The organism is Aquabacterium sp. J223 (assembly GCF_024666615.1).
GTDB lineage: Bacteria > Pseudomonadota > Gammaproteobacteria > Burkholderiales > Burkholderiaceae_C > J223.
This window is the reverse complement of record NZ_CP088297.1, coordinates 1771523-1793343: the sequence shown is the minus strand read 5'-3', so window position 1 is coordinate 1793343 and position 21821 is coordinate 1771523. Positions and strand designations below refer to the sequence as shown.

Here is a 21821-nt window from a genome sequence, read left to right as displayed (position 1 = left end):
CGATGACTTTCAGAGGAAAGTCATCGGTACCGGATCAGTCGCCCACGGGCCAGCGCAAGCCCCAGCGCGCGATGACGGCCTGCAGGCGACGGTCGCCATCAGGGACCAGCGTGTGCAGGTCGGCGCGGCCCCAGCGCAGCGCGTCGAGGCAGCGCAGCATGTCGTCGCTGATCGCGACGTCGACCGCGCGCAGCTCGAACACGTTGAGCGGAAGGCCCGCCCGTTGTAGGTGGCCGCCAGGAAGCGCGCGACGCGGACGATCTGCACGGAGTCGCGCTCCTCGGCCAGGCGCAGCAGGCGGGCAAAGGCCTGCGCGCCGGTGGCGGTGGCGGCGCGCGACCGGCTCTGAAACTCGTCGCGCGCAGCTTCGATCTCTTCATGTGGACTCATGGCGCAGCTCCGCAGCATTCGTTGAGGACCGGCCCGATCGTCGGGCCGGTTTCGACAAGATCGAGCGATGACTTCAGCCTCGAAGTCATCGTCCTGAGTCACGTCATCACGACGCCGCCTTGATCTGCCGCATCTCCTCGGCCAGCATCCACAGCGCCCGGTTCAGGCTCACGCCACGGTCGATGCTGCCGACCGGTCGGGTCTGGAGCCTGCGGCCCTGCACGCTGCGGCCCGGCTGCCCGCCGCGCATCACGTTCTCCTGCACGCGCTGGAACGTGGTCCAGAGGTTGTGCCCGATGTCCTCGACGCGGCGCGCCTCGTTGAGTTGCTCGGCCGTCACCGGCGCCGGCCGATGGCCGCCCGTCTCGTCGACCGGTCGCTCACCGAAGCGCAGCGCCAGCGCGGCGGTGCCGAATGCGATTTCCTCGCGCGGCTCAAGCGGCAGCGCCTTCATTGCCTCGGTGTGCTGCTCCACGGCCTCGAACTTGTCGAGCACGCGGAACGCGCCTTCGATCACGTCGCCCTGGATGTTGCCCTTGTGCGGAATGCGGATGTCCTCCACCACCTCGCCCACCACCAGGCCGTTGCAGCAGACGAAGCGGAACATGCCGGCGAGCATCTGGTAGCTGCTGGCCCCGTCGTGGCTGTTGATCAGGATGATCTCGTTCGCCTCGGGCCGGGTCTGCACCTGCCCCGCGTGGCGCATGCGGATCATGTGCTTGGTGAACTCGGCCTTGCCCTCGATGCGGCTGGCACCCTGCGCGACCATGTAGGGCTCGAACCCCTCCTTGCGCAACCCGCGCAGGACTTCGATGGTCGGGATGTAGGTGTAGCGCTCGGAACGGCTCGCGTGCTTGCCTTCGGCGAAGACCGAGGGGGCTGCGGCGCGCATCTGCTCCTCGCTCAGCGGGACGTCGCCGCGCAGAACGCGAGTATTGCGCGCGAAACGCGTTGCGAGGTTGCCCCTCGATTCGGTATGCGTTGAGTACATGTCGGTTCCTTCAATCGTTAGGATGGATGAAGGGACGAAGCGCGAGAGAGCACGGCTTCGCCCCGGGTCGTTCAGAACGGGATCGGGTCGCCGTGCTCGTCGAGGTCGGCCTGTGCGGTCTTGGCGGGAGCCTTGCGGCCCTTCGTGCCCTTCGCGGCCTTGGCGGTCGCGGGCTCGGCGTCCGCCGCAGGCTGGTCCTCGTCCGGCCCGTTGCCCTGCTTCGCGCGCAGGGCGTCGCCCGCGGCCTTGGTGTCGAGGTAGTCGAGTTCCTCGGCCGTGAAGGCCATCGAATAGACGGTCTCGCCGTCGCGCTCGTAGTTGTTGTTCTGCACCCGGCCGACCACGTTTACGTGGCTGCCCTTGGCCAAGTACTGCGCCGCGTTGTCGGCCTGTTTGCCCCACAGCGTCCACAGGATCGCGGTCGCCTCATCGCCCCGGTTGTCGCCCGAACCGCGCCGGGTGTTGCTGATCGCGGTCAGCGTCGCCTTGCTGATCGGGCCGTCGCGCCCCTCGACGGAAACGAGCCGGACGTTGCCGGCCAGATGTGCATTGCGCTGCTCTACACGAACGAAAGCCATGATGAACTCCTCATCGAAGGACCAGCCGCATCCCGCCTCGGGCTACTGAAAACTGATCCTTCGCTCGGACTCCTCGCTCCCGCCCTGGGGCGGGCGGGGGGTGGGGTGGCTGTTCAGGCGGTCGCCAGCACGAGAAACAGTGAGCCGGTTTCCCGGCCCACCGCATTGAAGATCCCCCAGCAAGTCCCCCTCACCCAGGACGGGGGCGCGGTCTGGGGGATCGCGGTGGGCTGAACCGGCTCATCGCGCAGCGACCGCGCACCACAGGGCCCGAGCAACCGCGGCCGGCGTGACGGCGCAGCAGGCGCGACTGCTGCCCGCGAGCGGCCCGCCCATGTTCATGAGGGCCGCGGCTCTGCGACTTACGTGCCACCAAGCGAATCGACTCGCGCGGGGGTCGAGCCGGCCCGAGCACTCTTTGCGTTCTGGCGGCCCGGCTTTGGGGCGTGGCGGGTGGCCAGGGTGACGATCTGGCACGAGCGCAGCTCACGGGAGCGGAGCGCAACGCAGTGGAGCGCAGCGCAGTGCGCGAGCAGCGGGCCAGTTCGTCAAGCGGGACCGTCGGTCGCGTGCCCGCGACGGACATCAGGGCCCGCGATCCCCGCCCACGGGAAGGGCCGCCCTCGTCACCCGCCCAGCGCAGCGGGCCGAAACGTGTTGCGCGAGGGATGGAAGCCCGTCAAGGGCGAGACGCGCAGTGGCGGGATGCGTAGCACGACAGCCCAGCCGTGCGAAGCAGGGACCGCCCAAGCTCGGCGTTGCGCTCGAGGCAACAAGACAGACCGATGCTGGAGGTGCTGAGCGCGATGTTGGTGATGGCCTTGAGGTTGGCCTCGACGAAACCCGTGCCCCGATTCGCGACATAGAGGCAGCCATGGCCATCGTCGGAATCAAGGACCACCGCGATCTCGCCATCACTCCGAGACGCATCGTGCGCGTCGTGGGCGTTCTGGATGAGCTCGATCAGGAAGCGATTGCCGTAGTCGTCGGAAACAAACTGCGACATGTTTCGAACGCTCTGGTAGATGCTCGGATCGCTGCGGCCTGCGACGTAGTGGTCGATCCGGTGGCGCATGAGTTGCTCGATGCGCTGCGCACATGAAAGCTCCGCGACATCGATGGTCGCCTCGTCCGAATTAGTCACAACCCTCTCTCCCCCGGCCGCATTTCGCCTTCTGAACGACGAGCCGTTCTTGCCCGCCGAGGGTCACCCCGCAGCCGGGCACGCACGCCGCCAGCCAGGACCGCGTCCCGGCAACAACTGGGAGTGCAAGCGTTCTCTCAGTTGGCTGCGCCGGACAGGCCGCCACGACCCCACCGCCCGAGGACGTGGCAACACTCGAGGGCTAGACTGGCATCGCTTGTCCCCCTGTCCACACCCACGCCACGCTGCTTGCACTAGCGATGCATCGTTGCTACGCGACGCGCAGGCTCCCATCCCGCCGGCACGTCAGGCTGCTTCTGCCCCGTGAATCCTGAATCACCTCGGTCGGCGTCTTGAGGTGGACGACGGCCACGGCGCGTAGCGCGTGGCCAGGGTCTTCCTCACACCTGCCGCGGTCATCACCACCTCAGGCTCGACTCGCCGACTCAACCACTGGAACGACTCTCGAGCGTGACCAAACCCATTGCATCTCCGGCCACAACTGAGGCGCCCGACCGCTCTCGCCCATGGCGTCCATCAGGCTTGATGAACGAATGCCTGCTTTCACTCTCCAACGCCACCCGACGGGCTACGCGCCAAAGGTCCGGTCTGGGTCGTTTGCACGCGTGCGACACGGACGCTTCGAGGTTCGCGATGTGTGTGAAGCGGCCCTCTGTAGGTCAAGCCAACGTACCACAGCGTTGTGCGGCAGCAGCGCGATCATGGCACAGCGGCGAAGCTTCCGATTCTGGTCATGCGACCCTGCCGACCGACCCGTGCTTCGGCTCGATCGCTGCGCTGTGTGTTCCAGCTGCATCGTCGCACCTAGACCACACCGGCTGGTTCCAGAAGTTGCCCGGGCAACCGCCACGCGGTTTACCCCGCGGTTTACCCCTGGGGCCCTACGAAGCAAAACGGGTTAGCCCCTCGTGAGGACTAACCCGTTGATTTAAATGGTCGGGGTGGCGGGATTCGAACTCGCGACCCCTTGCACCCCATGCAAGTGCGCTACCAGGCTGCGCTACACCCCGACGAAGCCGTGCAGTATAGCCAACTTGCGCTGCCGGCCGCGGCTCAGCCCGAGAGCAGCCCGCGGATGGAGAGCAGTTCGCTGCGCACCTGGTCCATCGACCAGGGCTCGGTGCGCGGCCGCACGCTGAGCTCGGCCACGCCGCCATCGACGCCGGCCGCCATGGCGGGCATGGCATGCCCGCCGTGGGCTGCCCGCAGCGGCAGGCCGGCAGGCACCGGCGCCGCGGCCTCTTCCGCCGAGGAGATCCGGTCGGCACCCTCCTCCACCGCAGCAACGTCGGCGTCGCGCGTCGTGGCGGCCAGGACGTCGCCCAGCCGGTTGCGCGCGCCGCTGATGGTGAAGCCCTGCTCGTACAGCAGCTCGCGGATGCGGCGGATGAGCAGCACCTCGTGGTGCTGGTAGTAGCGCCGGTTGCCCCGGCGCTTCATCGGGCGCAGCTGGCCGAACTCCTGCTCCCAGTAGCGCAGCACATAGGGCTTCACGCCGCAGAGCTCGCTCACCTCACCGATGGTGAAGTAGCGTTTCGGCGGGATGGCCGGGAGCGGTTTCTCCATTGAAATCAAGGCGTTTCAGGAGGGCGTTGGAACTCTACTCGAACTGATCATCGGCCGCCGGGTCGCCCTGCACCAGGGCCTTGAGCTTGTGGCTGGCGTGAAATGTCACGACGTTGCGCGCCTTGATGGGAATGGCCTCGCCGGTGCGCGGGTTGCGGCCCGGCCGCGGCGCCTTGCGGCGGATGTTGAAGTTGCCGAAGCCCGACAGCTTCACGTCCTCGCCGGACGCGAGGCTGCCGTGCAGCAGCTCGAAGAAGGCCTCGACCATGTCCTTGGACTCGCGCTTGTTCAGGCCCAGCCGCTCGAAGAGCAACTCGGCCAGCTCGGCCTTGGTCAGCGTCGGCGTCTCCAGCGTGGGCAGCAGCAGCGGTGCGGCGGGCGCGGCGGCGTCGTCTTGGCTCATGGCACGGTGTGGTGGAGGTTCCCGGGCATGCTAGCCGCGCGGCCGCGCGCCCAGGCCACTCAGTTGCGTGATGACGCGACGAACGACCGCTTCGATGCGATCGTCGGTCAGCGTGGCGTCGTCGTCGCGCAACTCGAGCCGCAGCGCCAGGCTGTGCTCGCCGGGCCCGATGTCGGCGGTGGGCTGCGCCGGCTGCCAGACGTCGAACAACCGCACCGAGCGCAGCAGCGGGTCCGCGTCGGCGATGGCCTGCACCACGGCATCGTGCGGCAGCGACTGCGGCGCCACGACGGCGAGGTCGCGCCAGGTCGACAGCTGCTTGGGCAGCGGCTGGAAGGCCGGCAGCGGCCGCTGCAGCAGCGCGTCGAGGTCCAGTTCGAACACCACCGGGGCGGAGGGCAGCTCGTAGGCCAGACGCCAGCGCGGGTGCAACTCGCCCACGAAGCCGACGCGGCGGCCGTCCAGTTCCACCCACGCGGCGCGGCCGGGATGGAGCGCCGGATGCGCCGCGTCGCCGGCGGTCGGAACGAACCGGGCCGTCGCCGGCACCAGCAGCGCCTCCACGTCGCCCTTGACGTCGAAGAAGTCGACGTGCCGCTCCTTCGTCGCCCACTGCAGTTGCTCGGCCGGCCCCCAGGCCAGCCCGCCGACACGCATCGGCTGGCGCACACCGGCCACCGAGAACGGCCCGTCGACGGCGTCGGCATCGCGGTGGAAGACCCGACCGACCTCGAACAGCCGCACCCGCTCCGCCCGCCGTGCCAGGTTGTGGCGCAGCGCCTGGACCAGGCTGCCGACGAGGTTGGACCGCATCACCGCCAGCGGCGCGGCGATCGGGTTCAAGACGCGGATTGGCTGGTCGTTGCCGGCCAGCTCACGCTCCCAGCGCTCCTCGACGAAGCTGAAGGAGATCGTCTCCTGGTAGTCGCGGGCGGCGATGGCATGGCGCAACGCATGGCGTGACCGCCGGCGCTCGTCCTGCGGCAGGGCCGTCACCGGCGCCAACGGCGGTGTCGCCGGCAGGCGGTCGTAGCCCAGCACCCGGATCACTTCCTCGATCAGGTCTTCCTCGATCCGCAGGTCGAAGCGGCGGCTGGGCGGCGTCACCCGCAGCACGCCGTCGCCTTCTTCGAAGGCCAGTCCCAGCTTGCGCATCACGCCGGCGCAGTCGGCCTGGCTGACCGGCATGCCGATGACCTTGGCGGCCCGCGCGACCCGCAGGGTGACCGGCACGGGCCGTGGCATGGCCGGCTGCTGGTCGTCGATCGGGCCGGCCTCCCCGCCGCAGATCTGCAGGATCAGCGCGGTGATGCGCTCGATGGCCCGCACGCAGCCCTCGGGGTCCACGCCGCGTTCGAAGCGGTGGCCGGCGTCGGTCGAGAAGCCGTAGCGCCGCCCGCGGCCGGCCACGGCTTCCGGCCACCAGAAGGCGGCCTCGACGTAGATGTCGCGGGTGTCGTCCGACACCGCGGTCGCGTCGCCGCCCATGATGCCGGCCAGCGACTCGACGCCGCGTTCGTCGGCTATGACGCCCACCTGTTCATCCAGCTCGACGGTGTTGCCGTTGAGCAGCTTGAGCGACTCGCCCGGGCGGCCCCAGCGCACCGTCAGCCCGCCGTGGATCTTCGCCAGGTCGAAGATGTGCGAGGGCTGGCCGCACTCGAACATCACGTAGTTGGAGATGTCGACCAGCGGCGACACCGACCGTTGGCCACAGCGCGCCAGGCGCTCGACCATCCAGGCCGGCGTCGCGGCCCTGGGGTTCACGCCGCGGACGATGCGGCCGGCGAAGCGGCCGCACAGGTCGGTGGCCTCGACGGTCACCGGCAGCCGGGCGTCGTGGCGCGGCGGGACCGGTGGCACCACCGGCAGCGTGAGCGGTGCGCCGGTCAGCGCCGACACTTCGCGCGCGACGCCCTGCACCGACAGCGCATGGCCGAGGTTGGGCGTGAGCTTGAGCGTGAACACCGCGTCGTCGAGCGTCAGCCAGTCGCGCAGGTCCTGGCCCACAGGGGCGGACGGGTCCAGTTCGAGCAGGCCGGCGTGGTCGTCCGTCAACTTCAGCTCGCGCGCCGAGCACAGCATGCCCTGGCTCTCGACGCCGCGCAGCGTGCCCTGCTTGATCCTGAACGGCTGGCCGTCCTCGCCGGGCGGCAGCTCCGCGCCCACCAGCGCCAGCGGCACCTTGAGGCCGGCACGGGCGTTGGGCGCGCCGCAGACGATCTGCAGCGGACCGTCCTTGGAATGCGGGCCGGCCTCGACCTGGCACACCCGCAGGCGGTCGGCGTCGGGGTGGGGCTCGGCGGTCAGGATCTCGGCCACCACCACGCGGGAGAACGGGGGCGCGGCGCGCTCGAGTGCTTCCACTTCCAGGCCGGCCATGGTCAGCGTGTCGGCCAGCGCCTCGGTGGTCAGCGGCGGGTTGCAGTACTCGCGCAGCCAGCTTTCGGGGAATTGCATGCGGGTCTCGCGGAGGAAGGGTCAGCGGAACTGCGACAGGAAGCGCAGGTCGCCGTCGAAGAACAGGCGCAGGTCGTTGACACCGTAGCGCAGCATGGTCAGCCGGTCCGGGCCCATGCCGAAGGCAAAGCCGATGTGGCGCTCGGGGTCGAGCCCGAAATTGCGCACCACGTTCGGGTGCACCTGGCCGGAACCGGCCACCTCCAGCCAGCGACCCTTCAGCGGGCCCGAGTCGAAGGCGATGTCCACCTCCGCCGACGGCTCGGTGAAGGGGAAGAACGACGGCCGGAAGCGCAGCTGCAGCGCCTCGGTCTCGAAGAAGCGGCGGAAGAAGTCGAGGAACACCGACTTCAGGTCCTTGAAGCTGACGTTCTCGCCGATCCACAGGCCCTCGCACTGGTGGAACATCGGCGAATGGGTGGCGTCGCTGTCCACACGGTAGGTGCGGCCGGGCGCGATGACGCGGATCTCGGGCATCGGGTCCACCCCGGCGTACCGGGCCGCGTGGGCGCGCGCATGACGCACCTGCATCGGGCTGGTGTGCGGCCGCAGGTTGAGCCACCGGCCCTCGGCGTCCTTCAGGTCCACGTAGAACGTGTCCTGCATCGAGCGCGCCGGGTGGTTCTCGGGGTTGTTCAGGGCGGTGAAGCTGTACCAGTCGGTCTCGATCTCCGGGCCGTCGGCGACCTCGAAGCCCATCGACCCGAAGATGGCCTCGATGCGCTCCATCGTGCGCGAGACCGGGTGCAGGCCGCCCGTGCCGCGCTGGCGGCCGGGCAGCGTGACGTCGAGCGACTCGGCCTGCAGCTGGGCTTCCAGCTCGGCGTCGGCCAGTGCCTGGCGCCGCGCCTGCAGCGCCGCTTCGACCTGCTGCTTGGCCGCGTTGATCTGCGCCCCGCGGGTCTTCTTCGCCTCGTGCGGCAGTGCGGCCAGGCCCTTGAGCAGTTCGGTCAGGCGGCCGGCCTTGCCCAGGTAGCGGGCCTTCGCGTTCTCCAGGTCGGCGGGCGTCGTCGCCGCCTGGAAGTCGGCCTGCGCATCGGCGAGCAGTTGGTCGAGGTCGTTCATCGTCGGTGATCAGTCGGTTGCCTGATCGGCTCAAGGACGCGCGGGCAGCCCCGCGCGGGCAGACATGAAAAAGGCCGGTCCCTTGCGGTGCCGGCCTTGAGGGACGCACCGGGCCGAGGCCCGACGACGTCGCGTGCCGCCCGGCGAACCGGGTGGCACGCATGGCGGACTCAGGCCGCGAGCTGGGCCTTCACCTTGTCGACGATGCTGCCGAAAGCGGCCGGATCGTGCACGGCCATGTCGGCCAGGACCTTGCGGTCAAGGTCGATCTGGGCCTTCTTCAGCCCGGCCATGAACTTGCTGTACGTCACACCGAGCTCACGGGACGCCGCGTTGATGCGGGCGATCCAGAGCTGGCGGAAGACGCGCTTCTTGGTGCGGCGGTCACGGTAGGCGTACTGGCCCGCCTTCATCACCGCCTGCTTGGCGATGCGGAAGACGTTCTTGCGACGGCCACGGTAACCCTTGGCCAGGGCCAGCACCTTCTTGTGACGGGCGCGTGCGGTGACACCACGTTTGACGCGAGGCATGCTTTCTCTCCTTGTGTCTCAGGTGGGGATCAAAGGCCAGCGAAGGGCAGCATCGCGGCGATGTGGCCCAGGTCGGTCTCGTGCACGTTGGCCGCGCCGCGAAGCTGGCGCTTGTTCTTGGTCGTCTTCTTGGTGAGGATGTGGCGCTTGAAGGCGTGACCACGCTTCACCGTGCCACCCGGGCGCACCCGGAAGCGCTTGGCAGCGCTCTTCTTGGTCTTCATCTTGGGCATCACTGCTCCTTTTTTTGCTGCTCGAGACAGGCGTCCGCGGGTGTCCGCGTCCTTGTCGGCCTGCAAGAGCTTCTGTGCGATGCCCAGGGGTGACCACCCCTGGGCATCGTTTCCTGTTGGCGCGAAGGCGTTACCGCTTCTTCGGCGCCAGCACCATGATCATCTGCCGGCCTTCCAGCTTGGGCATGTTCTCCACCACCGCCACGTCGGCCAGGTCGTCGCGGATGCGCTCCAGCAGCCGCATGCCGATCTCCTGGTGCGTGATCTCGCGGCCGCGGTAACGCAACGTCACCTTGCCCTTGTCGCCGTCTTCCGCGATGAAGCGGCGCAGGTTGCGCAGCTTGATCTGGTAGTCGCCTTCGTCGGTGCCGGGCCGGAACTTGACTTCCTTGACCTCGATGATCTTCTGCTTGGCCTTGGCCTCGGCGGCCTTCTTCTGCTCCAGGTACTTGAACTTGCCGTAGTCCATCAGCCGGCACACCGGCGGATCGGCCTGCGCCACGATCTCCACCAGGTCGACGTCGTACTCGCCTGCGAGCCGCAATGCCTCTTGGATCGGCACCACGCCCAGCGGCTCGTTCTCGGGCCCGTTCAGGCGCACCTGCGGCGCCATGATCTCGCGGTTGAGCCGGTGCTTGCGCTCCGCGTTGGGCGTACGACGGTCAAGGAAGGTAGCGATGGTGAGGACCTCTCAGCGAGACGAAGGCACCGCCCCTGACACAAATGAAAACGACAACGCGCCAGGGACGTTTCAGCTCTTGGCGGCGATGTCGCTGGACAGCTTCTCGATGAACTGGTCCAGCGGCATCACACCGAGATCCTGATTGCCCCGGGCGCGCACCGCGACGGCCCCGCTTGCCTTCTCCTTGTCGCCGACGACCAGGATGAACGGAACCTTCTGCATGGAATGCTCGCGGATTTTATACGTGATTTTCTCATTGCGCAGGTCGGCCGTTGCTCTAACACCTTGTTTTAGAAGCGTTTTCAGCACGTCCGCCACATAGTCCGCCTGCGCGTCGGTGATGCCGGCCACCACCACCTGCACCGGCGCCAGCCACGTCGGCAGCGCGCCGGCGTGCTGCTCGATGAGGATGCCGATGAAGCGCTCCATCGAGCCCACGATCGCCCGGTGCAGCATCACCGGCACCTGGCGTTCCCCGCTCTCGGCCACGTACTCGGCGCCCAGGCGGCCCGGCATCGAGAAGTCGACCTGGATCGTCCCGACCTGCCACTGGCGGCCGATCGCGTCCTTCAACGTGTACTCGATCTTCGGCCCGTAGAAGGCACCGTCGCCGGGCGCGATCGAGAACTCGACGCCGGAGCGCCGGAGGCTCTCCATCAGGGCGCCCTCGGCCTTGTCCCAGCTCTCATCCGAGCCGATGCGCGCCTCGGGCCTCGTGGCGACCTTGTAGATGACGTCGGTGAAGCCGAAGTCCAGGTAGACCTTCTGCAGCAGGGCGGTGAAGGCGGTGCACTCGTCGAGGATCTGGTCCTCGGTGCAGAAGATGTGGCCGTCGTCCTGGGTGAAGCCGCGCACCCGCATGATGCCGTGCAGCCCGCCGGTGGGCTCGTTGCGGTGGCACTGGCCGAATTCGCCGTAGCGCAGCGGCAGGTCGCGGTAGCTCTTGATGCCCTGCTTGTAGATGAGCAGGTGCCCCGGGCAGTTCATCGGCTTGAGCGCGTAGTCCCGCTTCTCGCTCTCGGTGACGAACATGTTCTCGCGGTACTTGTCCCAGTGGCCGGTCTTCTCCCACAGGCCCTTGTCCAGGATCTGCGGACCCTTGACCTCCTGGTAGCCGTTGTCGCGGTAGACGGCGCGCATGTACTGCTCCACCTGCTGCCACAGCGCCCAGCCCTTGGGGTGCCAGAACACCGTGCCCGGCGAGTGTTCGTCGAGGTGGAACAGGTCGAGCTCGCGGCCGAGGCGCCGGTGGTCGCGCTTCTCGGCCTCCTCCAGCATGTGCAGGTACTGCTGCAGCTCGTCCTTGGTCGCCCAGGCGGTGCCGTAGATGCGCTGCAGTTGCTCGTTGCGGTGGTCGCCGCGCCAGTAGGCGCCGGCCACCTTCATCAGCTTGAAGTGCCGCAGGCGGCCGGTGGACGGCACGTGCGGACCGCGGCACAGGTCCTCGAAGGCACCCTCGCGGTAGAGCGACACCTCCTCGCCGGGCGGGATGGCGGCGATGAGTTCGGCCTTGTAGTGCTCCCCGAGCGACTTGAAGTACGCCACCGCCTCGTCGCGCGGCAGCACGCGGCGGCGGACCGGCTCGTCCTTCTTCGCGAGCTCGGCCATCTTCTTCTCGATGGCCGCAAGGTCCTCGGGCGTGAAGGGCCGCTTGTAGGCGAAGTCGTAATAGAAGCCGTTCTCCACCGTCGGGCCGATGGTCACCTGCGCCTCGGGGAAGAGCTCCTTGACGGCGTACGCGAGCAGGTGGGCCGTGGAGTGGCGGATCAGCTCCAGCCCGTCGGGGTCCTTCTCGGTGACGATGGCGAGCGTCGCGTCCTGCTCGATGCGGTGGCTGGTGTCGACCAGCCTGGCGGACTCGCCGGTGCCGACGCGGCCGCCGAGGGCGGCCTTGGCCAAGCCGGGGCCGATCGACGCGGCGACGTCGGCCACCGTCGGTGGCTGCTCGAAGCTGCGCTGGGAACCGTCGGGCAACTGGATGTGGATCATGGTCGAAGGCAGGACAACAAAAAAGCGCGGTGGGTGACCGCGCTTTTCGTCAGGGGCCCGCGCAGGGTGCGACAGGCGGAAGGGCGAACGAAGGCAACGCGGCGGCTAGACCTCGGCGACGACGGGAGTCGTAGTTCGCGGTGTCATAACCAGGCTGCCTTTCTCGTCCTTGTGGGTGAAGGAAAGCCGCGATTGTAGCGAGGGCCGGGCCCGCCCGGCGGGCCCTGGCGGCGGTGGCCGACGCCGGGCTCGCCGCTTGCTATGAGGCCGCTGTTGCCTGGGACTCCCGGGAAACTGCGGTTGCCTTCCGGCGCCGAGCTCCCTCTTGAAATTCACAAGGCCCGACCCCATGACGCGTGACGATCCGGCCCGCCGTTGCCATTGCTTGCACCATGGTGACCGGCGTGACGTCGTCCGGCAAGGCCGGCGCCGCGTTGTCGGGGCTTGTCCGGATCTGGTCGTTCCTTCGTCCGGCGCCGAACCGTCGTTCGGCACTGATTCGTGATGTACACCGCCATGGCCTCGTCCCCTCTGCCCCACTCAGCCCCGCAACCCCTGCCCGCCGCCGCGGAGGCCGAGACCCCGCTCGCCCCGCCGCTTCAGCGCGGCCACATGACGCCGGCGCCCTGGTTCGGCTTCTGGCGCGGGCTGGCCTTGGGGCTGCTCGGTCCCTTGCTCGGCAGCCGCTACCGGCCGGCCACCACCAGCGGCCCACGCCCGGCATGGCAACGGGCCGCCGAGCGACGCCGGCTGGCGCTGCTCGCCCTGGTCGCCATCAGCGCCGGCGGCGCGCTCTGGGCCCTCGGTCCGCTGCCCGAGGAGGCAGGGGCCGGCGCCTATGTGGAGCGCACGCTGTTCACGCTGCTCTTCGCCTGGGTCTCGGCCGGCTGCGTCACCGCGGTGATGGGCTTCGTGGTGATGCTGCGCGGCGACCGCCACGGCCTGTACGCCGCCGGCCTGCCCCGCACGCCGCTGCCGGTGGACGCCCGCACCGCGCTGCTGATGCCCATCTGCAACGAGGACGTCGCGACCGTCTTTGGCGGCCTGCGCGCGACCTGCGAGTCGCTGCACGCCACCGGCCAGTCGCACGCCTTCGACGTGTTCGTGCTGTCCGACACCCGCGACCCGGCATTGCAGGCGGCCGAGCTGCGCGCGGTGGCGGCCCTGCGCGACGCCATGGCGTCGCTCGGCGACACCGCACCGCACGTTCACTACCGCCACCGCCGGCTGCGCACCAAGCGCAAGGCCGGCAACGTGGCCGACTGGTGCCGCCGCTGGGGCCGCGCCTACCGCTACATGGTGGTCATGGACGCCGACAGCGTGATGACCGGCGACAGCCTGGTCACGCTGGTGCGCGCGATGGAATCGCGCCCCACCGCCGGCATCCTGCAGACCGCGCCGCAGCCCTGCGGCACCGACACCCTTCACGCCCGCGCCCAGGCCTTCGTCAGCCGCGTGACGGGCCGGCTGTTCACCGCCGGCCTGGCCTACTGGCAGCTGGGCGAGAGCCACTACTGGGGCCACAACGCCATCCTGCGCGTCGCCCCGTTCATGCAGCACTGCGCGCTGGCCAAGCTGCCCGGCCGGGGCGGCCTGGCCGGCGAGATCCTGTCGCACGACTTCGTCGAGGCGGCGCTGATCCGCCGTGCCGGCTACGAGGTCTGGCTGGTGCCGGACATCGACGGCAGCTACGAGCAGCTGCCGCCCAACCTGGCCGACGAGCTGCAGCGCGACCGCCGCTGGTGCCAGGGGAACCTGCAGAACGCCCGGCTGATCGCCGAGCCCGGTTTCGCCCGCGTGCACCGCACGATGTTCGTCACCGGTGCGCTGTCGTACCTCGCGTCGCCGCTGTGGCTGGGCTTCGTGCTGCTCGGCCTGGCCGGCCTGGGCGGCGGCGAGGCGTCCGGCGACACCCTTCGGGTCGGCCCCGCCGGGGCGCCCTGGATCCTCTGGGCGCTGACGCTCGGCCTGCTCGTGCTGCCGCGGCTGCTCGGGCTGCTGACCGTCATCGGCCGCGGCGAAGCCGCCCGCTTCGGCGGCGTGGGCGCGCTGGCCCGCGGCGCGCTGTTCGAACTCGGCCTGTCGGCCCTGCAGGCGCCGGTGCGCATGGTGGCGCACAGCCTGTTCGTGCTGGGCGCGCTGACCGGGCTCAAGCTGGAATGGAAGTCGCCCCCGCGCGATGCCGCGGCGCTCGGCTGGCGCGACGCGTTCTCGCGCTTCGGACTGCCCACGCTCGCCGTGGTCGGCACCGCCGCGGCCGCCAGCCAGCTCGGCCAAGGCGACCCGCTGCAGGCGCTGCCGCTGGCCGTGCCGCTGCTGCTGGCGGTGCCGCTGGCCGTCTGGTCCAGCCGCGCCGCCGTCGGCCTGGGACTGCGCCGCCAGGGCCTGCTGCTGGTGCCCGAGGAATCGGCGCCCGCGCTGCCGCTGCAGCACGCCCGCCACTATGCCGCGCTGCCGTGGGCGGAAGGCAGCGCCGCGGTCCGCCGCGCGCGCACGCCGTTGCCCCTGTCCGGCGGCGCTGCGGGAATGGCCATGGCGACGGCGTCCCGCCGATGGGCCGACGCCGCCCGCCGCAGCCCGGTGTGGGCGCGCGCGCTGGTCGCCTGTGCGGTGGTGCTGGCCCCCACACAGTTGCTGACGCCGCAGCTCTTCGTCGTGCCCGGCGTGCCGCCGATCGCCAACGCCGACGCCTGGCGCCAGCTGCAGCTGGAGCGGTTCGAGCGCCTGCAGGCCGAGTCGTCGACCTCGCCGCGCCTGCAGCGCGCGAGTTACGGCAACGCGCGCGAGACCTCGGCCGCCACCCGCGCCGCCGGCCGCGGCGGCAAGGCGACCACGCGCCGCGACAGCCCGCTGCGCACCTGAAGGCACCCGCCCTTCACCCCGAACGCCCGGCATCGCCGGGCGTTCGTCCTTCTGTCCAGCGGGCTGGCCGGGCCCCGCACCTTGAGAAATGGTTGAACGGCCCCTGAAGACAGGCGCGGGGCAGCGGCCGAACACTTCCGTCCATGCCGGCATCGCCGTCCGGATCGACGACAAGGAGTTCCCATGTCCCGCCTGCGTGTCCACCACCGTGTCCACCTTCCTGCCCCGCTGCGGGTTCTGGTCGTTGCGCTCCTGCTGGCGCTGACCGCCCCATTCGCCACCGCGGCCTACCCGGATCGGCCCATCCAGCTGGTGGTGCCGTTCGCGGCCGGTTCCCCACCCGACGTCCTGGCCCGGGTGCTGGCGGAGGGGTGGCGGCGCTCGGGCTTCGCCGAGGTGGTGGTCGTCAACCAGCCCGGCGCGGGCGGCAGCCTGGCGGTGTCCCGCGTCGCCAAGGCGCCGCCCGACGGCCACACGCTCGTGGTGGCCGGCGATGCGGCGCTGGTGGTCAACCCGGCGCTGTCCCCCGAGCCGGCCCTGTCGCCGCTGCAGGACCTGACGCCGATCTCGCAGCTCGTGGTCACGCCCACCCTGCTGGTGGTGGGCAAGGACCATCCCGCCCGCAGCGTCGCGGAGCTCGTCGCCGCCGCGCGTGCGCAGCCCGGCACCGTCAGCTTCGCGTCGGCCGGCGCCGGCACCTCGTCCCGCCGCAACGGTGAGCTGCTGCAGCGCGCGGCGGGCCTGACCCTCACCCACGTGCCATACAAGACCAGCCCGTTGACGGACGTGGCCGAGGGCCGCGTCACGCTGTTCTTCGCCAACCCGGCCACCGCCGCACCGCTGGTGGCCGCGGACCGCCTGCGCGTGCTGGCGGTGGCGGCCCGCGAGCGGCTGGCCGCCTGGCCGCAGGTTCCGACCATGGCCGAAGCCGGCTGGCCGCAGGTGGACTCGCTGGCCTGGTTCGGCCTGGTCGGGCCGGCCGGACTGCCACCGGAAATCGCCGTCCGCCTGCGCGACGAAGCCGCCCGCGTGCTGGCCGACCCGCCATCGCTGCAACGGCTGGAAGGCCTCGGCGGCCGGGCGGTGGCGTCGACGCCGGCGGAGTTCCGCTCGCTGCTCGAGGCCGAGGTGCCGCGCTGGCGGGCGTTCGTCAGAGAGGTGGGCCTGCAGGCGGATTGAGGTCGCGCCATGGACCTCGACGCACTCGACCTCTCGCTGGCGGCCTTCGCCGTCTGCAACGGCCTGCGCCTGGCGGCCTACGTGCCGCAGATGGCGAAGCTGGTCTGCCAGCCGCAGGCGGCCGCCGGCTTCTCGTACGCCACCTGGGCGTTGTTCACCGCGGCCAACAGCTCCACCGCGCTCTACGCCGCCCTGACCCTGCACGATTCGGCGCTGGCCTGGGTTCACGGCGCCAGTGCGCTGTGCTGCCTGGTGCTGCTGGGGCTGGCGGCGTGGCGCGCCCGGCGAGCGCCGACGCCCGCTCAGCGCGCCGGCACGCCCGCCGCTTCCAGGTCCTCGAGGAAACGCGACGCCCAGGGCTCCACCCGCATCGGCGGCAGCATGGCGCGCAGGCGCGCGATGCTGTGGAACGCCCCGCCGCGCAGGACGGTGGCGTAGCGGGCCGCCTCGTCCGACTTGCCCAGGCGGCGCGCCGCCACGGCGGCCACCAGGTAGCACGCCGGATAGTCCGGGTTGGCGGCGATGCCCAAGCAGGCGCGCTCGAAGGCCTCCGCATCGCGGCCCAGCATCGACAGCGCGCAGGCCTCGGTCCAGTGCCAGGTGGCACGCAGCGGCTCGCGGGGGCTGAGGGCGAAGGCGCGACGGCACAGCTCGGCGGTCTCTTCGGGATGCCCCTGCACCGCCCGCACCAGGCCCAGCATGCCGTGCGCCGGCGCGTACGACGCGCTGATGTCCAGGCAGTGCCGCAGGTTGGCCGCACCGCGCTCGAGCTCCCCGCGGGTGTAGGTGACCAGGCCCAGGGTGTAGCAGGCGTCGGGGTCCGACGGTGCCAGTACGGTGGCCTGCTGCGCATGCGCCACGGCGTCGTCCAGCAGTGCGCCGCGGTCGCGTTCCGACCAGCCGTACTGCGCCGCCCGCCACTCGCAGTAGCCCAGGGCGTTCCAGGCGGCCCCCACCGAGCCGTCCCGCTGCACCGCCTCCAGCGCCCAGCGCCACGCCCGGTCGTTGGTCTGGCGCGTCTGCGGCCGGCAGTACAGCTCGACCCAGGCCCGCCTCGACAGCTGCAGGGCGCTCACGCCGTCGGCCGGCGACGCGTCCACCGTGCTCGACGCATGGTCCGACAGCTGCAGGCGGGCGGCGCGCGCGAGCCGGCCGACGACGTGCTGGGTGAGCGCCGGCCATTCGCCCACCGGCAGGCGCATGGCCTCGCTGGCGACCACGGCCTCGGACCGCGCATCGACCAGTTCGCAGCCGATGTGCAGCTCGTCGCCCAGCTGCGCCATCGTGCCGTCCAGCACGTAGCGGACGCCCAGGTCGGCGGCCACCTGGCGCGGGGGCACCGGCCGGTCGGCATACGACAGCATCGTGCCGCGGGCGATGGGCGCCAGGTTGGGTTGGCGCGACAGCTCGAGAACCAGCCCGGCCAGCAGCGTCTCGCGCAGGAAACCCAACGCCGCCGACAGCCCGAGGTCGCGGAACGGCAGCACGGCGATCGTCTGCCGGGCGTCGAGCGGTGGAGGCGCCGGCGTGGCGGACGCCACCGCGTCCGGCAGGCGCGCCACCGGGGCCACCAGCCGGTAGCCCTTGCGCGGCACGTTGGCGATGAACTCGCCCGTGGCGGCATCGGCCTTGAGCATCGACCGCAGTTCGCCCACCGCCTGGTACAGCGACTGGCCTGTCACCACCACCCCCGGCCACACCGCATCGAGCAGTTCGTCGCTGCGCAGCACGTCGCCCGGCCGGGCCGCCAGCACGAGCAGCAGGCGCATGGTCCGCGGCTCCAGCTTGCAGGTGCGCCCGTCCAGCGCGATCGAGTCGGTGGCCGGATCGACGCGCCAGCGACCGACCCGCAGCGGCGTCGGATCGACGCTGGCGCGGGAAGCGTCCTTGTCGCGGGCCATCGGCATGTCGAGGTCGCCGGATTGCGAGAACCTTCAGCTTACCTTGAGGACCGTGGCGGGCGAACGGCCGCACGATCCGCGCCATGCTGCACGCGCTCGACCACTTCACCATCCGCTCCGGCGACCTGGACCGCACGCAGGCCTTCTACGGCAGCCTGCTCGGCCTGCACGCCGGCCCCCGCCCACCCTTCGCCGTGCCCGGGCGATGGCTGTACGCCCAGGGCCGGCCGCTGGTCCACGTGCTGGACGCCAGCGGCAGCGCGCCGGCCGGCCGGATCGACCATGTGGCGCTGCGGGCGCGCGGACGGGCGGCGCTGGAGGAGCGGCTGCGCCGCAGCGGCGTGCCCCACCGGCTGCGCGCCCTGCCCGACGGCTCGGCCCTCCAGCTCTTCGTCGAGGACCCCGACGGTGCCCTGCTGGAGCTTGTCTTTCACGCCCGGGTGGACCGCTGATGACCCGACGTCGCCACCTCGTCGCCCTGCTGGCGGCGCCGGCACTGTGGACCCCGGCTCGGGCCGAGCCGCAGCGGCCGCGTCCGTCCACCAGCACCATCGTCATCCCCCTTCGCGCCGGGAGGCGCGTCGGACATCGCCGTGCGCGCGATCGCCGAGGGCCTGGCCGGCGAGCTGGGCCGCACCATCGTGGTGGAGAACCGTGGCGGTGCCGGCGGGCTGACCGCGGCGTCGCACGTCGGCCGCTCACCGGCCGACGACGGCTCGCTGCTGCTCTACGGCAACCAGGGCCAGGTGCTGATCGCGCGCCACCTGCTGCCCGGCAACGACACCGATCCGCAGGCGCTGTTGGTGCCGGTCGCGCTCACCGTGCGCACCCAGTTCCTCCTCGTGGTGCCGGCCGACTCGCCGTTCAAGAGCGTGGCCGACGTCGCCGCCGCTGCACGGGCCCGCCCGCTGCAGTTCGGCGTCCCCGGCATCGGCACGCCGCCGCACCTGGCCACGCTGCTGCTCGGCGAGGCCACCGGGTCGAAGCCCCAGGTGGTGCCGTACCAGGGCTCCGCTCCGGCGCTGGTCGACCTGATCGCCGGCCGGCTGGACGCGTCGTTCGACAACGTGGCCTCCAGCCTGGAGCATGTGCGCGCCGGCCGCCTGCGGGCGCTCGGCATCTCGTCGCGGACACGCTCGCCCGCGGTGCCCGAGGTGCCGCCCATCGCCGACGGGGGTGTCGAGGGTTACGCCTTCCAGGCGTGGCAAGGGCTGTTCGCGCCCAAGGCCACCACCGAGCGAACACTGCAGGCTCTCGAAGACGCCACGCTGCGCAGCCTGCGGTCGCACACCGTCCGGCAGCGGCTGGAGGGGCTCGGCCTGGAGGTCGCCGCCCAGGGCCGTGCCGAGTTCCAGGCGTTGATCGCGCAGGAGTCGCGGTTCTGGGAGGCGATGGTGCGCAAGGGCCTGTTCAAGACCGGCTGACGCCGGGGCGTCTCAGCGCCGCCCTTGCAGCTTGGCGAAGGCCGCCGCCATGGCGCTCTGGCCGGCGGGCTGCGCGGCGGCGCGCGAAGGCGCCCGTTCCTGCCGGCCGGCGGGCCTGAAGCCGTTGGCGTCCCGTGCACCGCCGCCGGGGCGGCCGGCCGGCGCGTCGAGCTTCATCGTCAGCGCGATGCGCTTGCGCTGCAGGTCCACCTCCAGCACCCGCACCTTGACGATGTCGCCCGCCTTGACCACCTCGCGCGCGTCGTTGACGAACTTGTTGGCGAGCTGGCTGACGTGCACCAGCCCGTCCTGGTGCACGCCCAGGTCGACGAAGGCGCCGAACTGGGCGACGTTGCTCACCGTGCCCTCGAGCACCATGCCCTCCCGGAGGTCGGCGATGTCCTCCACGCCGTCGTTGAAGCGCGCCACCTTGAAGTCCGGCCGCGGGTCGCGGCCCGGCTTCTCCAGCTCGGCGAGGATGTCCCTCACCGTGATGGCGCCGAAGCGCTCGTCGGCGAAGGCCTCGGGCTTCAACGTGCGCAGCACGTCGGCGGCGCCGATCAGCTCGCCGATCGGGCGGCCGGCGGCGGCGATGATCTTCTCCACCACCGGGTAGGTCTCGGGGTGCACGCCGCTCATGTCGAGCGGGTTCTCGCCGTCGCGGATGCGCAGGAAGCCCGCGGCCTGCTCGAAGGTCTTCGGCCCCAGCCCCGGCACCTTCAGCAGTTGCTGGCGGCTGCGGAAGGCGCCGTTGGCGTCGCGCCAGCGCACGATGCTGGCCGCCACCGTGCCCGACAGCCCCGACACCCGCGACAGCAGCGGCGCCGACGCGGTGTTCAGGTCCACGCCCACGCCGTTGACGCAGTCCTCGACCACCGCGTCCAGCGTGCGCGCCAGCGCGCCCTGGTTGACGTCGTGCTGGTACTGGCCGACGCCGATGCTCTTCGGGTCGATCTTCACCAGCTCGGCCAGCGGGTCCTGCAGCCGGCGCGCGATCGACACCGCGCCGCGCAGGCTGACGTCGAGCTCCGGCAGTTCCTGGCTGGCGAACTCGCTGGCGGAGTAGACCGACGCGCCGGCCTCGCTGACCACCACCTTCTGCACGGTGGCGCCGGGGGCCAGCGACTCGAGGCGCTTGATGAGGTCCGCCGCCAGCTTGTCGGTCTCGCGGCTGGCGGTGCCGTTGCCGATGGCGATCAGGTTCACGCCATGCTGCGCGCACAGCTGGGCCAGGGTGTGGATGGAGCCTTCCCAGTCGCGCCGCGGCTCGTGCGGGTAGACGGTGGACGTGCCCAGCACCTTGCCGGTGTCGCTGACCACCGCCACCTTCACGCCGGTGCGGATGCCGGGGTCCAGGCCCATGACCACGCGCTTGCCGGCCGGCGCGGCCAGCAGCAGGTCGCGCAGGTTCTCGGCGAAGACCTTGATGGCCACCTTCTCGGCCTCTTCACGAAGGCGTGAGAACAGGTCGCGCTCCAGGCTCAGCGAGAGCTTGACCTTCCACGTCCAGGCGATGGCCTTGCGGATCAGCTCGTCGCCGGGGCGCTGCTGGTGGCGCCAGCCCAGGTGGTGGGCGATGCGGCCTTCGGCCACCGACACCGAAGGGGTCGCCTTCGCGCCCGTGGGTTGCCCGGCCGCGACCTCCTCGCCGACCACCAGCCTGGCGTCCAGCACCTCCTGCGTGCGGCCGCGGAAGACCGCCAGCGCCCGGTGCGACGGCACGCGGGCGATCGGCTCGTCGTAGTCGAAGTAGTCGCGGTACTTGGCCACGTCGGGCACCTGCTCGTCCTTGCCCTCGGCCTTCCTCGACGTCAGCCGACCCTCGGCCCACAGCCATTCGCGCAGGCCGCCGACCAGCGCCGCATCCTCCGCCCAGCGCTCGGACAGCAGGTCGCGCACGCCGTCCAGCACGGCCAGCGCGTCGGCGAAGCCGCCTTCGGCGTTGACGAACGCCGCGGCCTCGGCCTGCGGGTCCAGCGACGGGTCGGCGAAGAGCTTGTCGGCCAGCGGCTCCAGCCCCGCCTCGCGGGCGATCATGCCCTTGGTGCGGCGCCTGGGCTTGTAGGGCAGGTACAGGTCTTCGAGTTCCTGCTTGGTCGGCGCGGCGTCCAGCGCGGCACGCAGTTCCGGCGTCAGCTTGCCCTGGTCGGCGACGCTCTGGATCACCGCGGCGCGGCGCTCCTCCAGCTCGCGCAGGTACCCCAGGCGGGCTTCCAGCTCGCGCAGCTGGACGTCGTCCAGGCCCTCGGTGGCCTCCTTGCGGTAACGGGCGATGAAGGGGACGGTGGCCCCACCGTCGAGCAGCTCGACGGCGGTCTTGACTTGGCGCGGCGCGACCTTCAGCTCGTCCGCGATCTGCAACAGGATCTTCTGGTCCAACTTCGACGTCCGGGATGGCAAAGG

General features: G+C 70.9%; 17 protein-coding genes, 1 tRNA gene and 1 pseudogene. 4 read left to right on the top strand and 15 right to left on the bottom strand.

Features of this window, described 5'->3' with window-relative positions:
• Positions 1–34: 34 nt before the first annotated feature.
• The 13 genes and pseudogenes from LRS07_RS22440 to thrS all read right to left on the bottom strand — a co-directional run bounded on the left by LRS07_RS22440 (position 35) and on the right by thrS (position 12052).
• Positions 35–390 (bottom strand): annotated as a pseudogene (locus LRS07_RS22440) (DUF7673 family protein).
• A 106-nt stretch (positions 391–496) separates the two neighbouring features.
• Entirely contained in the window at positions 497–1381 is an 885-nt protein-coding gene (locus LRS07_RS08620; protein WP_260501523.1) for a DUF932 domain-containing protein, read from the bottom strand.
• Positions 1382–1452: 71 nt separating this feature from the next.
• Positions 1453–1959, bottom strand: coding sequence for a single-stranded DNA-binding protein (locus tag LRS07_RS08615; protein WP_260501522.1), 507 nt, complete (start codon positions 1957–1959; stop codon positions 1453–1455).
• A gap of 679 nt (positions 1960–2638) precedes the next feature.
• Complete coding sequence (locus LRS07_RS08610) at positions 2639–3103, bottom strand: hypothetical protein (RefSeq protein WP_260501521.1); 465 nt, start codon at positions 3101–3103, stop codon at positions 2639–2641.
• Between the two features lie 954 nt (positions 3104–4057).
• A tRNA-Pro gene (locus tag LRS07_RS08605) sits at positions 4058–4134 on the bottom strand.
• A gap of 43 nt (positions 4135–4177) precedes the next feature.
• Positions 4178–4690, bottom strand: a complete 513-nt coding sequence (locus tag LRS07_RS08600; protein WP_260501520.1) for a MerR family transcriptional regulator — start codon at positions 4688–4690, stop codon at positions 4178–4180.
• Between the two features lie 34 nt (positions 4691–4724).
• Complete coding sequence (locus tag LRS07_RS08595; protein WP_260501519.1) at positions 4725–5093, bottom strand: integration host factor subunit alpha; 369 nt, start codon at positions 5091–5093, stop codon at positions 4725–4727.
• Positions 5094–5123: 30 nt separating this feature from the next.
• Positions 5124–7553, bottom strand: a complete 2430-nt coding sequence (pheT, locus tag LRS07_RS08590; protein WP_260501518.1) for a phenylalanine--tRNA ligase subunit beta — start codon at positions 7551–7553, stop codon at positions 5124–5126.
• Between the two features lie 21 nt (positions 7554–7574).
• Complete coding sequence (gene pheS, locus LRS07_RS08585) at positions 7575–8618, bottom strand: phenylalanine--tRNA ligase subunit alpha (protein ID WP_260501517.1); 1044 nt, start codon at positions 8616–8618, stop codon at positions 7575–7577.
• Between the two features lie 170 nt (positions 8619–8788).
• Positions 8789–9148, bottom strand: a complete 360-nt coding sequence (gene rplT / locus LRS07_RS08580; protein WP_260501516.1) for a 50S ribosomal protein L20 — start codon at positions 9146–9148, stop codon at positions 8789–8791.
• Between the two features lie 29 nt (positions 9149–9177).
• Positions 9178–9381 (bottom strand): 50S ribosomal protein L35, encoded by a 204-nt coding sequence (rpmI, locus tag LRS07_RS08575; protein ID WP_260501515.1) that lies wholly within the window; start codon positions 9379–9381, stop codon positions 9178–9180.
• 130 nt (positions 9382–9511) lie between these two features.
• Positions 9512–10060 carry a translation initiation factor IF-3 gene (infC, locus tag LRS07_RS08570; RefSeq protein ID WP_260502077.1) on the bottom strand — a complete coding sequence of 183 codons (549 nt, stop codon included), beginning with the start codon at positions 10058–10060 and terminating at the stop codon, positions 9512–9514.
• Positions 10061–10132: 72 nt separating this feature from the next.
• On the bottom strand, positions 10133–12052 hold the full coding sequence (thrS, locus tag LRS07_RS08565) for a threonine--tRNA ligase (protein ID WP_260501514.1): 1920 nt from the start codon (positions 12050–12052) through the stop codon (positions 10133–10135).
• A gap of 516 nt (positions 12053–12568) precedes the next feature.
• Between thrS and mdoH the strand changes: the two genes are divergently transcribed.
• Together mdoH and LRS07_RS08555 are read left to right on the top strand one after the other, a co-directional pair.
• Positions 12569–14914: a glucans biosynthesis glucosyltransferase MdoH gene (mdoH, locus tag LRS07_RS08560; RefSeq protein ID WP_260501513.1), complete on the top strand. Its 2346-nt coding sequence runs from the start codon at positions 12569–12571 to the stop codon at positions 14912–14914.
• 183 nt (positions 14915–15097) lie between these two features.
• Positions 15098–16093 carry a Bug family tripartite tricarboxylate transporter substrate binding protein gene (locus tag LRS07_RS08555; RefSeq protein ID WP_260501512.1) on the top strand — a complete coding sequence of 332 codons (996 nt, stop codon included), beginning with the start codon at positions 15098–15100 and terminating at the stop codon, positions 16091–16093.
• A 302-nt stretch (positions 16094–16395) separates the two neighbouring features.
• Here LRS07_RS08555 and LRS07_RS08550 read toward each other — a convergent pair whose 3' ends face one another.
• On the bottom strand, positions 16396–17994 hold the full coding sequence (locus tag LRS07_RS08550) for a winged helix-turn-helix domain-containing protein (protein ID WP_260501511.1): 1599 nt from the start codon (positions 17992–17994) through the stop codon (positions 16396–16398).
• Between the two features lie 83 nt (positions 17995–18077).
• On the opposite strand from LRS07_RS08550, the gene LRS07_RS08545 reads away from it, so the two are divergent.
• Together LRS07_RS08545 and LRS07_RS08540 are read left to right on the top strand one after the other, a co-directional pair.
• Positions 18078–18446, top strand: a complete 369-nt coding sequence (locus tag LRS07_RS08545; protein WP_260501510.1) for a VOC family protein — start codon at positions 18078–18080, stop codon at positions 18444–18446.
• Positions 18447–18587: 141 nt separating this feature from the next.
• Positions 18588–19418 carry a Bug family tripartite tricarboxylate transporter substrate binding protein gene (locus LRS07_RS08540; RefSeq protein WP_260501509.1) on the top strand — a complete coding sequence of 277 codons (831 nt, stop codon included), beginning with the start codon at positions 18588–18590 and terminating at the stop codon, positions 19416–19418.
• 12 nt (positions 19419–19430) lie between these two features.
• Here the strand turns inward: LRS07_RS08540 and LRS07_RS08535 are convergent, their stop codons facing one another.
• A complete protein-coding gene (locus LRS07_RS08535; protein ID WP_260501508.1) occupies positions 19431–21797 on the bottom strand; it encodes a Tex family protein in 2367 nt (788 codons plus the stop codon).
• Positions 21798–21821 lie beyond the last annotated feature (24 nt).

What these genes read in the sequence shown, in the direction of transcription:
- LRS07_RS08620 (WP_260501523.1), bottom strand. Translation starts at nt 1,381, where the DNA reads ATGTACTCAACGCATACCGAATCGAGGGGCAACCTCGCAACGCGTTTC.
- LRS07_RS08615 (WP_260501522.1), bottom strand. Translation starts at nt 1,959, where the DNA reads ATGGCTTTCGTTCGTGTAGAGCAGCGCAATGCACATCTGGCCGGCAAC.
- LRS07_RS08600 (WP_260501520.1), bottom strand. Translation starts at nt 4,690, where the DNA reads ATGGAGAAACCGCTCCCGGCCATCCCGCCGAAACGCTACTTCACCATC.
- LRS07_RS08595 (WP_260501519.1), bottom strand. Translation starts at nt 5,093, where the DNA reads ATGAGCCAAGACGACGCCGCCGCGCCCGCCGCACCGCTGCTGCTGCCC.
- pheT (WP_260501518.1), bottom strand. Translation starts at nt 7,553, where the DNA reads ATGCAATTCCCCGAAAGCTGGCTGCGCGAGTACTGCAACCCGCCGCTG.
- pheS (WP_260501517.1), bottom strand. Translation starts at nt 8,618, where the DNA reads ATGAACGACCTCGACCAACTGCTCGCCGATGCGCAGGCCGACTTCCAG.
- rplT (WP_260501516.1), bottom strand. Translation starts at nt 9,148, where the DNA reads ATGCCTCGCGTCAAACGTGGTGTCACCGCACGCGCCCGTCACAAGAAG.
- rpmI (WP_260501515.1), bottom strand. Translation starts at nt 9,381, where the DNA reads ATGCCCAAGATGAAGACCAAGAAGAGCGCTGCCAAGCGCTTCCGGGTG.
- thrS (WP_260501514.1), bottom strand. Translation starts at nt 12,052, where the DNA reads ATGATCCACATCCAGTTGCCCGACGGTTCCCAGCGCAGCTTCGAGCAG.
- mdoH (WP_260501513.1), top strand. Translation starts at nt 12,569, where the DNA reads ATGGCCTCGTCCCCTCTGCCCCACTCAGCCCCGCAACCCCTGCCCGCC.
- LRS07_RS08555 (WP_260501512.1), top strand. Translation starts at nt 15,098, where the DNA reads ATGTCCCGCCTGCGTGTCCACCACCGTGTCCACCTTCCTGCCCCGCTG.
- LRS07_RS08550 (WP_260501511.1), bottom strand. Translation starts at nt 17,994, where the DNA reads ATGGCCCGCGACAAGGACGCTTCCCGCGCCAGCGTCGATCCGACGCCG.
- LRS07_RS08545 (WP_260501510.1), top strand. Translation starts at nt 18,078, where the DNA reads ATGCTGCACGCGCTCGACCACTTCACCATCCGCTCCGGCGACCTGGAC.